Origin of the sequence: Nocardia aobensis NBRC 100429, from assembly GCF_000308375.1 — a bacterium.
Lineage (GTDB): Bacteria > Actinomycetota > Actinomycetes > Mycobacteriales > Mycobacteriaceae > Nocardia > Nocardia aobensis.
In genome coordinates, this window is the sequence record NZ_BAFQ01000155.1 from 14,934 (window position 1) to 28,006 (window position 13,073).

General features: G+C 67.7%; 14 protein-coding genes. 6 read left to right on the top strand and 8 right to left on the bottom strand.

Annotated features, from left to right (window positions below; translation table 11 throughout):
- Positions 1 to 331: 331 nt before the first annotated feature.
- The 5 genes from sigE (at position 332) to RJ03_RS20350 (ending at position 4,432) form a co-directional block, all read left to right on the top strand.
- A complete protein-coding gene (sigE, locus tag RJ03_RS20330; RefSeq protein ID WP_036504827.1) occupies positions 332 to 970 on the top strand; it encodes an RNA polymerase sigma factor SigE in 639 nt (212 codons plus the stop codon).
- A 65-nt stretch (positions 971 to 1,035) separates the two neighbouring features.
- On the top strand, positions 1,036 to 1,425 hold the full coding sequence (locus tag RJ03_RS20335; RefSeq protein WP_036504793.1) for an anti-sigma factor: 390 nt from the start codon (positions 1,036 to 1,038) through the stop codon (positions 1,423 to 1,425).
- Positions 1,410 to 2,984, top strand: coding sequence for a S1C family serine protease (locus RJ03_RS20340; protein ID WP_051024939.1), 1,575 nt, complete (start codon positions 1,410 to 1,412; stop codon positions 2,982 to 2,984). Before RJ03_RS20335 ends, RJ03_RS20340 begins: the two co-directional genes overlap by 16 nt.
- 9 nt (positions 2,985 to 2,993) lie before the next feature.
- Entirely contained in the window at positions 2,994 to 3,458 is a 465-nt protein-coding gene (gene tatB / locus RJ03_RS20345) for a Sec-independent protein translocase protein TatB (RefSeq protein ID WP_036504795.1), read from the top strand.
- Between the two features lie 137 nt (positions 3,459 to 3,595).
- Entirely contained in the window at positions 3,596 to 4,432 is an 837-nt protein-coding gene (locus tag RJ03_RS20350) for a hypothetical protein (protein WP_036504798.1), read from the top strand.
- Here the strand turns inward: RJ03_RS20350 and RJ03_RS20355 are convergent, their stop codons facing one another.
- Genes RJ03_RS20355 through dapE form a run of 6 tightly spaced genes read right to left on the bottom strand, consistent with a single transcriptional unit; the run spans position 4,433 to position 10,567 of the window.
- Positions 4,433 to 5,356 (bottom strand): glucosyl-3-phosphoglycerate synthase, encoded by a 924-nt coding sequence (locus RJ03_RS20355; protein WP_083871204.1) that lies wholly within the window; start codon positions 5,354 to 5,356, stop codon positions 4,433 to 4,435.
- Positions 5,353 to 6,231 carry a dihydropteroate synthase gene (gene folP, locus RJ03_RS37975; protein ID WP_083871206.1) on the bottom strand — a complete coding sequence of 293 codons (879 nt, stop codon included), beginning with the start codon at positions 6,229 to 6,231 and terminating at the stop codon, positions 5,353 to 5,355. The genes RJ03_RS20355 and folP overlap by 4 nt, the downstream gene beginning before the upstream one ends.
- Before the next feature lie 45 nt (positions 6,232 to 6,276).
- Complete coding sequence (locus RJ03_RS20360; protein WP_036504830.1) at positions 6,277 to 8,046, bottom strand: long-chain-acyl-CoA synthetase; 1,770 nt, start codon at positions 8,044 to 8,046, stop codon at positions 6,277 to 6,279.
- A gap of 41 nt (positions 8,047 to 8,087) precedes the next feature.
- Positions 8,088 to 8,651 carry an LOG family protein gene (locus RJ03_RS20365; protein ID WP_036504802.1) on the bottom strand — a complete coding sequence of 188 codons (564 nt, stop codon included), beginning with the start codon at positions 8,649 to 8,651 and terminating at the stop codon, positions 8,088 to 8,090.
- Positions 8,645 to 9,448: an LOG family protein gene (locus tag RJ03_RS20370; RefSeq protein ID WP_036504805.1), complete on the bottom strand. Its 804-nt coding sequence runs from the start codon at positions 9,446 to 9,448 to the stop codon at positions 8,645 to 8,647. The genes RJ03_RS20365 and RJ03_RS20370 overlap by 7 nt, the downstream gene beginning before the upstream one ends.
- Before the next feature lie 18 nt (positions 9,449 to 9,466).
- Positions 9,467 to 10,567, bottom strand: coding sequence for a succinyl-diaminopimelate desuccinylase (gene dapE / locus RJ03_RS20375; RefSeq protein WP_036504807.1), 1,101 nt, complete (start codon positions 10,565 to 10,567; stop codon positions 9,467 to 9,469).
- 112 nt (positions 10,568 to 10,679) lie between these two features.
- Here dapE and dapD point away from each other — a divergent pair, with 112 nt between their 5' ends.
- Complete coding sequence (gene dapD / locus RJ03_RS20380) at positions 10,680 to 11,633, top strand: 2,3,4,5-tetrahydropyridine-2,6-dicarboxylate N-succinyltransferase (RefSeq protein WP_036504809.1); 954 nt, start codon at positions 10,680 to 10,682, stop codon at positions 11,631 to 11,633.
- Positions 11,634 to 11,771: 138 nt separating this feature from the next.
- Here dapD and RJ03_RS20385 read toward each other — a convergent pair whose 3' ends face one another.
- Both RJ03_RS20385 and RJ03_RS20390 read right to left on the bottom strand, forming a co-directional pair.
- Positions 11,772 to 12,593: a helix-turn-helix domain-containing protein gene (locus RJ03_RS20385; protein ID WP_036504811.1), complete on the bottom strand. Its 822-nt coding sequence runs from the start codon at positions 12,591 to 12,593 to the stop codon at positions 11,772 to 11,774.
- A gap of 2 nt (positions 12,594 to 12,595) precedes the next feature.
- The coding region (locus RJ03_RS20390) for a DUF6879 family protein (RefSeq protein ID WP_036504831.1) at positions 12,596 to 13,073 on the bottom strand (478 nt) is incomplete at its 5' end.

The window sequence follows — 13,073 nt, forward strand, 5'->3', positions numbered from 1 at the left end:
GCCGGTGTTTTTCTCAGGTGTCCCTCAGCCTCCCCATACCACCGGCACATCGGGAACCGCCAGAGTAATGACCAAGCAAGGGCCGGCCGACCGTCGGACGGCGCCCGGGAACACCGGACTCAGGTTCGCGGTTGTACCCGGTACGCGACGACCACCAGTCGTCGTGCGCCTGTCACGGTCCCGAGTAGGAGGTCACCCCATCCACAAGGTCGATGCGGCGCGCGAGTACGCCACCCTGCCCGAGTCGAGTCTGCCGATCGGCGTCTCGGCCGACTACGAGTTGCCCGGTGCCGCTCGTAGCGATGCCCGTACCGAAGCCGGGGCCGACGTCCTGAACGGCGCCGACTTCGACGATACCGAAGCCGTCGCGGTCGATGCCGCGGACGACGATGCGCTGAGTGGCACCGCCGCCTTCGACGCCACCGGCGACCGCACCATGATGCCGTCCTGGGACGAACTGGTCCGCGAGCACGCCGACCGGGTGTACCGGCTGGCCTACCGCCTGACGGGTGACCCGCAGGACGCGGAGGACCTCACCCAGGAGACGTTCATCCGGGTCTTCCGCTCGTTGCAGAACTACCAGCCCGGCACGTTCGAGGGCTGGCTGCACCGGATCACCACGAATCTGTTCCTGGACATGGTTCGCCGGCGCAACCGCATCCGGATGGAGGCGCTGCCCGAGGACTACGACCGGGTGCCGTCCGAAGGTCCCGGCCCCGAGCAGGTCTATCACGATGCCCGGCTGGATCCGGACCTGCAGCGGGCGCTCGACGCGCTGGCGCCGGAATTCCGCGCGGCCGTCGTGCTGTGCGATATCGAGGGTCTGTCCTACGAGGAGATCGGCGCTACCCTCGGGGTGAAGTTGGGTACCGTGCGCAGCCGTATCCACCGCGGCCGTCAGGCGTTGCGGGAATATCTTGCGCATAATGGTTCTCAGCAGCGGTTCGCCGCTGAGGAGAAAGTCGGGTAAACAGCGGTGCAGCGCCGCGGCCGTGCCCGGCGAAGCTGCAGTCCGTCGGAAGGGTGTGCATCCGTATGACCGGCGAGGGTCGATTCGCCCCCACCGAACACCTGGCCAATGAGGCCGTCGTCGCGTATGTCGACGGCGAGCTGAGAATGAACGCCTATCTGCGCGCGGCCGAACATCTGTCCCGCTGCCCCGAATGCGCCGCCGAGGTCGAGGCGCAGCAGCAGGCCCGGGTGGCATTGCGCCGGGCGGCACAGATGCAGATTTCCGCGCCGACGGACCTGCAGGACACGCTGAGCCGAATTCCGTTGGCCGACCTCACCGGTAGTAGCACCGACGATATGTCGCGTGGCGCGAGTTTCCTCGGCCTGCGGGCGGATTCGTTCCGTTTCGCCTCCTCCTCGAATCGAGAAATGGGATTCGAGAGCAGGCGGTGGACGGGATGGTGGCGCAAGTAGAGTTTGCGAACGTGACCACCGAATCGACGCCGTCCGCTTCATCGGATTCGGCGGCCAGGGGGAACCTGAGGCCGTCGGACGCGCCCGTGCTGGGGCCGCGCCCGGTGTACCGCCCGGATATCGATAAACACACCGCCCGCGCTTTCCGCCGCCCCGAGGGGCAGGCCGGATCTTTCGCTTCGCATACCCAGGCCGCGCCCGCGCCGCGCCACGACGCTCCCGAATTGGTCAATCGCCCGCCGGACGCGGTGCTCGCCGAGGCCTTCGGACGGCCGGCGGGTTCCGACGAGCTCCTCCAGCGCGATCCCGAGGCCGGGGCCGACACGCCCGATCCGAGCGCCCCGGTCGATCCGTGGCGCGATCCCGCGGCCGCGGCCCGGCTCGGCGATCCCGCCATCCACACCCCCGCCCCACAGCCGCTGCCGCCGGGCGTCAAACTCGGCGCCCGCGAGGTGCTGTTCGGCGGCAAGGTCGCGCCCAAGGCCCTGGCGATCCTGGGTGTGGCCGCATTGATCATCGGCGTGCTCGGCGGCCTCGTCGGCCGGTTCACCGCCGAGAACACCGGAGCGCTGACTTCGCGCAAGATCGCGCTGCAGCAGGAGAGCAATACCGACAAACCGCACAGCCAGGTCGCCAAGGTGGCCGACGCGGTGCTGCCGTCGGTCGTCTCGATCCGCGAGACCGTCGGCGACAACGGCGCCCTCGGTTCCGGCGTGGTCATCGACGGCAACGGCTACATCGTCACCAACAATCACGTCATCTCGATGGCGGCGCAGGACAAATCCGGGCGCGCCAAGATCCAGGCCACCTTCTCCGACGGCACCAGGGCCCCGGCCCAGCTGGTCGGCCGCGACCCCAAGACCGACCTCGCGGTGCTGAAGGTCGACGTCAAGAACCTCACCGTTGCCCGGCTCGGGAAGTCGGGCGATGTGCAGGTCGGTGACGATGTGCTGGCCATCGGATCGCCGCTGGGCCTGAGCAAGACCGTCACCTCCGGCATCGTCAGCGCGCTGCACCGCGCGATCCAGGAGAGCCCCGAGGCCGGCGACGACACCGCGGGCGCCTTCGACGCCGTGCAGACCGACGCCGCGATCAACCACGGCAACTCCGGCGGCGCCCTGGTCGACGGCGAGGGCCGGTTGATCGGCATCAACACCGCCATCCGCAGCGAGAGCGGCGGATCGGTCGGCCTCGGCTTCGCGATTCCGGTGGATCTCGTGCAGCGGGTGTCGCAGACCCTGATTCGCGACGGTGTGATGTATCACCCGTGGCTCGGGGTCAGCGCGAAGACCAAGCAGGTCGAGAACGACGTCATGAGCGGCGCCGCGGTGGCGGATGTGGTCGGCAACAGCCCGGCGGCCAAGGCGGGTATCGCCGAGGGCGACGTGATCGTCAAGGTGGGCGATCGGCAGGTCACCGAACCGGCCGAACTCACCGTCGCCGTGCAGTCCCATCAGATCGGCGAGACGGTGAATTTCCAATTGATCCGCGACGGCCGCCAGGTCGATGTGCCGGTGACGCTGGAATCCGATAAGAACGCCCCGCAAGCACCCCAGTAGCCTGGTCTTATGTTCAATATCGGCTGGCCCGAGATGGTGATCCTGGTGGTCGCCGCGCTGGTGATTCTCGGCCCGGAGCGGCTTCCGGGGGCGATTCGCTGGACCGCGCAGAGTCTGCGTCAGGTCCGCGACTACGCCTCCGGCGCCACCAGCCAGCTGCGCAACGATCTCGGACCCGAGCTCGACGAACTGCGCAAACCTCTGGAAGAGCTCAACGAACTGCGCAAACCACTCGAAGGTCTGCGCGGGATGACGCCGCGGTCGATGGTCACCAAACATCTCTTCGACGGTGACGATTCGCTGTTCACCGGCACCTTCGGCGGCGCGAATCCGGGTAACGGTTCGTCCGGCAATTCCGCGACCTCACAGACCGGCACGCCGAATTCTGTGACCCCACCCAATTATTCGGTGCCCGAACCGCCGAAACCGCTCGACCGCAACGAGAAACCGCCGATCGATTTCGACGCCACCTGATCGAAAACACTGATAGTCCCCGTACGGACCGCCCGGTCCGGCCCAAATGCCCGGTGTGCTCGATTGATTCGCCGCAGACGGCGGATTCGTCAACCGGACTAGACACATCCGGCTGTCGAGCTATCTAGACTTCGCACATGTCAGCCGACGAGGTGGCACGGGTGTTCGCGATCGAAGACAAGGTCGAACGTCTCAAGGCTGCCACCGAAGGGGTCGCGGCGGCCCAGCAGACCATCAACGAGCTCACCCGCATCCGCCGAGCGGTGATCAGAGAGCTGCATGCCGAGGGCTGGACCTTCGCCAGGATCGGTGCGGCAGCGGGACTTTCACGCGCCCGGATTCACCAGGTCAGTACCCAGGGGCCGGTACCGGAAGGGTTGTTCTTCGGGCACGGACCGCTCACCGTGCTGACGCCTGATCTGCGCGCGGTCACCCGTGCCACGCCGTTGATCGGCGCGCCGGATGCCGCCGCGCCGCACCGGTTGGCGGAACTGTTGCGACAGCTGGGATTCACCGTCACGGTCGAACGGTTCCTCCCCGGGCGCCCGGTGGATCTCGACCGTGAGGGCCTGATCGTGCTCGGCGGGCCCGAATTGTCGCCCAGTCTGCGCTATCTGGTCTCGGCCGACCCGCGACTGCGCCGGACCCTCGCGCGGGCCGGGCGAGTGCGCCGCGCGATCGAGGACCGGGCCGCCCGGCGGATCTACCGGCCGGGCGGCACCGAACCCTTCGACATCGCCTATCTGGCGCGTCTGCCCCGCCCGGACGGGCACGGGACCATTCTCGTCATCGACGGACTGCATCCGCCGGGATCACTCGGCGCGATACGGCTTCTCGGCACCCGGCTGGCGACCCTGCACGAGCGCGCCGACACCCGGGCCTTCTCGGCGGTGATCGGCGTCCGCTACGACCGCCACACCGGCGAACCGATCGAGGTGGATCTCCTCACGCCGATCTACCGCCACGAACGGTGATCAGGCGGCGACCTCGGTGGGACGCAGGGTGTTCATCGGCGGCCGATCCGCCAGGTGCACATCCGTGCTCAGCGCGGTGAATTCCTCACCGATGAGCGGGAATTGCGTCAATGCCGCACCGGAGTCGCGAATTCCGCTGCGCCCCAGCACGGTTCCGAGAATCTGCCGGCTCATCACGCCAAGGTCCGACAGCGGACGATTGCGGTGCGTGCGCACGCCCAGATTCACCTGGCCGATCGCCGAGAGGCCGAGCATGTCGAAAGTGTCCAGCAGCAGGCCGATCTCCACACCGTAGCCCGGCGCGAACGGCACCGCGGTCAGCAGTTCCCGCGTCCCCGCGTACTCACCGCCCAAGGGCTGCAACACCTTCGACAGATCCGGCCGCAGCGCGGCGAGCAGCGGTCGCGCCACCAGTTCGGTCACCCGGCCGCCACCGTGCTGCTCCACCGCCGCACCCTGGCGCAGCGGACGCCGGTAGTAGGCCTTCACCAGATGCATACCGTCCACGGTCAGCAGCGGACCCAGCAGTTTCGGCACGAACATCGGATCGGGATCGATCAGATCCGAATCGACGAAGGCCACCAGATCGCCGGAGGTCGCGGCCAGTGAGCGCCACAGCACCTCCCCCTTACCGGGAACCGGCTCCAGTTCGGGCACGGCCTGCTCACGGGTGACCACCTGCGCCCCGGCCGCCCGTGCCCGCTCGGCCGTCGCGTCCACGGAGCCGGAATCCAGCACCACCAATTCGTCGACCAGCGTGCCGAGCAGCGGCCGGATACTGGCCACCACATCGGCGACCGTGCGTTCCTCGTTCAATGCCGGCAGCACCACCGAGACGGTGCGCCCGTCCTTCGCGTCGACCAACTCGTCGATCGCCCACTGTGGTCGATCCCACGTATGCGTGGCAGTCCAATCGAACGTCATACCAGACCTCGCAAGGTTCGTGCGGGGGGCCGGATGCCCTGAATCGCCGCGATCATGTCCACTACTCGCCGGGTTGCGGCGACCTCGTGAACTCGGAAGACCCGGGCGCCGGCCGCGGCCGCCCACGCGGTTGCCGCCAATGTCCCCTCCAATCGCTCGGAAAGTCCGACACCAAGAGTCTCTCCGATGAAATCCTTATTGCTCAGCGCCATCAAGACAGGCCATCCGGTATTTACAAGAATGTCCACGGCCCGCAACAGTTCGAGCCCGTGGTAGGTGTTTTTCCCGAAATCGTGGGTCGGATCGATGAGGATCGCGTCCGCGGCGACCCCCGCCGCGCGCGCCGCCTCGGCGGCCCGGACCAGGGTATCGGTGACCTCGGACACCACATCGGCGTACCGGACCCGATGCGGCCGGGTGCGCGGTTGAGCGCCGCCGGTGTGGCTGCACACGATCCCCACCCCCAGTTCGGCGGCCACGCCCGCGAGCTGCGGATCCGCGCCGGCCCAGGTGTCGTTGATCAGATCCGCGCCCTCGGCCACCGCCGCTCGCGCGACCTCGCTGCGCCAGGTGTCCACACTGATCAACAGGCCGGGATAACGCGCGCGGATGGCCGCCACGAACGGCACCACCCGCCGCGCTTCCTCCGTGGCGTCGACCTCGTCCCCCGGACCGGCCTTCACCCCGCCGATGTCGACCAGATCCGCCCCCTCGGAGACCGCGCGGGCCACCGCGGCCATCGCGGCGTCGTCGGAGAAGGTGGCTCCCCGGTCGTAGAAGGAATCGGGGGTTCGGTTGACGATCGCCATCACCAGCGCCCGATCCGTCGCCACCGGCTTACCGCACAGGGTGGACAGCGGTGACGCAGAACTCATGGTGGTGAGTCTAATTGCCGGGGTCTCGGCGCCCTCCGGCACGACCTAGCCCCGGGGCGCGGTACCGGCGGCCACCTCGTCCGGATAGCTCGGGTAGAACGGCACATATCCCTGGTCGCGGCCCTTCAGCACATAGACCGCGGTGGAGTCGTCGGACGCGAAGCCCTGTTTGCGCAGATCCACCTTGCGGCTCTTGAAGGTCGAGGTGGTCTCCAGTTCGGGCACCACGCGGACGAACAGCGGCACCGCGTACCCGGGCAGGCGGTCGTAGAGCCGGGCGGCCAGCGCGGAGCCGTCGAAGGCGGCATCGGCGTCGAGGGTTACCGCGGCCATCCCCGCCTTACCGTCGGCTCCGGGCACGTCCACGCCGTACACCACCGCCTCGGTGATACCGGGCGCGCCGTCGAAGGCGCCCTCGACCTCGGTGGTCGCGACGTTCTCACCCTTCCAGCGGAAGGTGTCGCCGAGACGGTCGACGAAGGCGATGTGGCGCCAATGCTGGTCGCGCACAAGATCTCCGGTGTCGAACCAGCAGTCGCCGTCGTCGAATGCGTTGCGCACCAATTTCGATTCGGTCGCGGATTTGTCGGTGTAGCCGTCGAACGGGGAACGGTCGGTGACCTTCGCCAGCAGCAGGCCCACACCGCCGGAGGCGACCTTGCGCAGTCGCCCGTCGGGGTATCGCCGCGCCTTACCGGTCGCCTCGTCGAATTCCACCACCGCGTAGGGCAGCGGCCCGAATCCGGCGGTGCGGTCCACGCCGAAGGCGTTGATGAAGGCGATATTCCCCTCACTGGCGCCGTAGAACTCCACCACCCGGCCGATGCCGAAGCGCCGCCGGAATTCGTCCCACAGCTCCGGGCGCAGGCCGTTGCCGACCGCCAGCCGCACCGAATGTTCGTGTTCGCGAGGCGATTCCGGCTGATTGAGCAGGTACCGGCACAGCTCGCCGATGTAGATGAACGCCGTCGACCTGGTCGCGACGACCTCGTTCCAGAAATTCGACACCGAGAATTTGCGGCCCAGTGCCAGCGTCGCCCGCGAGCCGAGCACCGCGCCGAGCGCGACCGTCAGCGCGTTGTTGTGATACAGCGGCAGACAGCAGTACATGGTGTCGCCGCCGCGCAGCCGGATGCCCAGACCACCCAGCCCGGCCATACTTTTCGTCCAGCGCAGATGGGTCATCACGCTGGCCTTGGGCAGTCCGGTCGTGCCGGAGGTGAAGATCAGGAAGGCGCGCTCCCGGGCGCGGACGTCCGCGCACACCGCCGGATCCGCCGGATCGGACGCGCGGGCCAGCTCCTGCAATTCCTGCGTATACAGCAGATTCGGCGGCGGCTCGGGCAGTGAGCGCAGTGCCTCCTCACATTCCTCGCCGATCACGTTGACCGTGCTGTTCAGCAGGCCGAAGCTGTGGGCGAGTACCTGTTCGCGCTGATTGTGATTGAGCAGCCCGACCGTCGCACCCAGCTTCACCGTCGCCAGCACCACGAACAGCGTCTCGGGGCGGTTGGTCATCAGCACGCCCACCACATCGCCGCGGCGCACACCGCGCTGTGCCAGCACCTCGGCGAAGCAGTTCACCTCGGTATTGGCCTCGCCGTAGGTGTATTCGCGGCCCTCGAAGCGCAGGAACGGCCGATTCGGATACCGCCGTGCCGCCTTCTGGAAGTACAGCCCCACCGAGGATTTGTCGTCCGCGCGCACCAGCATGCCGGTGGCGCCGCGCAGCATGCCCGGTGTCTCCATCGCCATGGCGGGCAGTCTGCGTGTCAGATCCCAGAGACTGATCGTGTTGCGGGCCTCGGCGGTCACATTCTCCTCCAACGATTTCCGGTCAGGCGGTGTCGATGCGCTCAGGCGGTGTCGATGCGCGGCGCCGTCAGGGCTCGGAATGCGGATGCCACATCCGCGGTCACGGTAATCCGATCCAGTGCGGGGCGGCCGATGAACCCGGCCGCGCTCAGTTCGTCCAGCCATGCGAACAGTCCGCTGTAGTGGCCGTTCGGATCGAGCACCACCAGCGGTTTGCCGTGCAGTCCCAGATATCCGCCGGTCCACGCCTCGAAGAATTCCTCCAGCGTGCCGATTCCGCCCGGCAGCGTCAGGAAGGCGTCGGCGCGATCCTCCATGATCTGTTTGCGTTCGCGCATGGTGTCGGTGACGATCAGCTCGTCGCTGTCCACATCGGCGACTTCCTGATGCACCAGGCGTTTCGGGATCACACCCGTGGTGCGGGCGCCTCCCGCGCGCGCGGCCACCGCCACCGCCCCCATCATCGACACATGCCCGCCGCCGGACACCAGTTGCCAACCGCGCCGGGCGATTTCACTGCCCACCTCGGCGGCCAGGCGCAGCGCGTCCGGATCCACGGCACTGGCCGAACAGTAGACACACACCGCGAACTGCCCGCTCACCACCGATCCTCCGTACCGGTGGATTCCTCGCCGCGACGCGCGGCGGCCTGCAGCACGATGTCCACCAGTTCCTCCACACTGTCGGTCACGTGCAGCAGTTCCAGATCACCGGGCGAGATCTTGCCCGAGCCGCTCGGGGAATCGCGCAGCCAGTCGACCAGCCCTGCCCAGTACCGGCTGCCGAACAGGATGACCGGAAAGCGGGTGATCTTGTGAGTCTGGACCAGTGTGAGAGCCTCGAACAGCTCGTCCAGGGTGCCGAAGCCGCCGGGCAGGCAGATGAACGCCTGGGAGTACTTGACGAACATCGTCTTGCGGGCGAAGAAGTAGCGGAAGTTGATGCCGAGGTCGACCCACTCGTTGAGTCCCTGTTCCATCGGCAGTTCGATGCCGAGGCCCACGGAGTAGCCGCCCGCCTCACAGGCGCCGCGGTTGGCCGCCTCCATCACTCCGGGACCACCACCGGTGATCACTGCGAAACCGGCCTCGGCCAGGGCGGCGCCGATGGCCCGCGCCGCCTCGTATTCGGGCGTGTCCACCAGCGTGCGCGCGGAGCCGAAAACCGCGACGGCCCTGGGGATTTCGGCGAGTGCGCCGAATCCCTCCACGAATTCGCTCTGAATCCGGAGCACCCGCCAGGGGTCGGTGTGCACCCAGTCGGTGGGTCCGCGGCCGTCGAGCAGATGCTGGTCGGTGGTTCCGGTGCCCTGTTTGCGCGCCCGGCGCAACATGATCGGGCCGCGGAACTTGGGAGTGGACTTCGGTGATCTGGTCGATGCGGGCTCGGGCGCGGTGGACATGGGACCGAACCTACCGGTTCAGCCCTGGTGACCGGTCAGGTAGTTGCGCAGGATCTCGGTGACGACGGTGATCTGGCGGGTGGGTACGCGCTCGTCCACCTTGTGCGCCAGATTGGGGTCGCCGGGCCCGAAATTGACCGCCGGAACGCCGCGCGCGGCGAATCGCGACACATCGGTCCAGCCGTATTTCGCGCGCACCCCGCCCCCGCCGTGGGAATGAACGCGCTCCACGAGGTTCTTCGCGGCCGGAGACGACAGGCCCGGCAGCGCGCCTGGCGCACCGTCGGTCCGCTCGAAGCTCACATCCAGTCCGTCGAACACCTCGCGCACATGCTCGGTCGCCTCGTCGAGGGTGCGATCGGGGGCGAACCGGAAGTTCACCAGCACCTCGGCCTCGTCTGGCACCACATTGCCGGCCACGCCGCCGTCGACCTTCACCGCGGAAAGCCCCTCGCGATACACGCAGCCGTCGATGTCCACCTCGCGCGGCACATAGTCGCGCAGCCGCTGCAGGACGGGCGCGAGTTTGTGAATGGCGTTGTCGCCCAGCCACGCTCGCGCGGTGTGGGCGCGGGTGCCGCCGAGACCGAGGCGGACCCGCAGCGTGCCCTGACAGCCCGCCTCGATCCACGCGCCCGACGGTTCGCCGAGGATGGCCAGATCACCGTCGAGCCATTCCGGCAGTTCGCGTTCGATGCGGCCGAGACCGTTGTATTCGGCGGCGATCTCCTCGCAGTCGTAGAAGATCAGGGTCAGATCGCAGACCGGATCGGCGACGGTCGCGGCCAGATGCAGGAACACCGCGTCGCCGGACTTCATGTCGACGCTGCCGCAGCCGAACAGCACCTCCTCACCGTCGATCGTCTCGAACCGGCCCGGCACATTGTCGGCGATCGGCACGGTGTCCAGGTGACCGGCCATGATCACCCGGTGCGGCAGCCCGCGATTGGTGCGAGCCAGCACGGTGTTGCCGTGCCGCAGCACCTCGAAACCCTCGGTCTGCTCGCGCAGCGCCCAGGCGACGGTGTCGGTGATCGCCGCCTCGTCGCGGGAGACGCTCGGAATGTCGACGAGGGTCGCGGTGATCGAGATCGGGTCGGCGCGCAGATCGATGGTCACCGGACCAGCCTAAGTCTTCGCCCGTCTCACGACCGGGCCGAGCGGCTCGGTCGGGGCGGGCGGCACAGGTAGCCCACCACCTCGCGATCCGCACCCAGTAGGCTGAAGTGCCGTGAGCACACAGGGAGCATCCGCAGTCGGCTTGGCGACGGTGACCGCGAACGGGACGGTCCTCGACACCTGGTACCCGTATCCGGAACTGGGCACGTTCGAGACGTCGGAGACCACGCGGCTGAGCCCGGCCGACGCCGAGTACGCACGCTTCGCCGATCTGGTCGGCCCCGACGAGGCCCGCCGGGTCGAGGTCGTCGCGGTGCGCACCACGATCGCGGACCTGTCGGCGCCGCCGATCGACACCCACGACGAATATCTGCGCCTGCACCTGCTCTCCCACCGTCTGGTCCGGCCGCACGGGCTCAGCCTGGAGGGGCAGTTCGGGCTACTGGCCAACGTCGTGTGGACCAATCACGGCCCGTGCGCGGTCGAGGACTTCGAGCTGGTGCGCGCGAAGTTGCGCGCCCGCGGTCCGGTCACCGTCTACGGCGTCGACAAATTCCCCCGCATGGTCGACTACGTGCTGCCCGCCGGCGTCCGCATCGCCGACGCGGACCGGGTGCGGCTGGGCGCGCATCTGGCCGAGGGCACCACGGTCATGCACGAGGGTTTCGTGAACTTCAACGCCGGTACCCTCGGCGCGTCCATGGTCGAGGGCCGCATCTCGGCCGGTGTGGTGGTCGGCGACGGCTCCGATGTCGGCGGTGGCGCGTCCATCATGGGCACCCTGTCCGGTGGCGGTAAGCAGGTCATCTCGATCGGCGAGCGCTGCCTGCTCGGCGCCAACGCCGGCCTGGGCATCTCGCTGGGCGACGATTGCGTCGTCGAGGCCGGCCTCTACGTCACGGCGGGCACCAAGGTCGCCCTCCCGGACGGCCGCACGATCAAGGCTGCCGAACTGTCCGGGCAGTCGAACCTGCTGTTCCGCCGCAACTCGCTCACCGGCAGCGTCGAGGTCGTCGCCCGCAAGGGCACCGGCATCGAACTCAACGCCGCCCTGCACGCCAACTGAGGCATCGCGAAACACCCCTGGCCGCTCGGGTTGAGTAGGTGATGTACCGGCGCCGTCCGTCGGCACGTCACCGTCCCGGGACTCCGGCACCAGCGGACAGACTGCTTCGTGAGCCCGGTCGGGCGACGGCCACGCGGCTCAATCCCGGTTCACGGCGCGGGCGATGGTGGCACGTGCTCGGTCGCCGTAGACCGCCTGGGTTTGCAGGGCCGTCCAAGCCTTCTCGTAGTAGGCGAGTTCTCGTGGCTGCGTGATGGTGAGCTCCGCGGCAATCGTTTCCACCAACACCGTCCGGCGGTCGTGAATCACGAAGTTTGTTGTCGTATATACGAACTCGGCATCGGTGGGAACGATACCCACGACGAGCCTGGACAGCTCCATCAGCTCCAGAAGATGCCGTAACTGACCGAGTCGGACCGCGTCGTCTCCGACTCCGGTGTACAGCGCGGCCTCACCGATCAGATAGTGGAATTGATGTGCGCCCTCGGTCAGAATCTTCTGCCGCTGCATGCGAGCCTCGAGCGCCTCGCTCAAATCATCGGGACTGCCGACGAAGTCGATGCAGCGTCGCAGAATGATCTCCGCGTACGCTCGGGTCTGCAGCAGACCGGAGGGGATCAGCGGACCGTATCCACGGATGAGCCTGGTGCCGGATTCGTGTTCGATACTCGCTCGCTGTCGGCGAGCGTGGCCGGTATCGGTGATTCGCTTCCACTCGAGGTAGGCGGCGTGAATGTTGGCGGCCGTCGCGATGAGATCCGGAAGCGCTAGGTCGGCACCAGTAATCCGGCACCAGGTGCGCAGGTCGGAGTCGGACGGAAGCTGACGGCCGTTCTCGATCTTGGGAACCTTCGATTGTGCCCATCCTGCCTCGTGAGCCAGAGCTGTACCGGTAAGGCCCGCCTGCTTGCGAAGTTCGCGCAGGCGGGCCCCCAGTGCTCGACGGGCATCATCACTCATAGTCACGTCCGGAAATGCTCGTGGGATACAGATTTGTGCCACACACGATCCCACAGAACACAGGCGTAACCCACAATCTGGGCATCGCTCGTTGCGGCGACACCGGACCACCAGCCGTCCGCGTCGAACACGCTGTAGGCCACAGTGTGGTCGTCGATCAGCCAAAAGTCGTCGGCTGCGGCGTCGGCCCGATCTGCATGGTCTCGGGCGAGCCACCGCACATCCTCACCCGCCTCGAGGTTGTGCGGAGTCAGCGCAATCAAGTAGCGGGTGTAGTCGGTGAGCGGCACGGACACGATGCGCGCACGTTGCACGGCGACACCTCGGCCGACCAGATCGGCGACCGTGCGGGCCCATGGATCGAACCAGGCGCCGCCGGGATCGTCGATCTCCCCGTCCAGAAACTGCAGCATGGCCGAATGCTCAGAGTCCGAGCGGTATTCGTCTCGCGTCTCGAGGTGACACGCACGACTTGTCGCA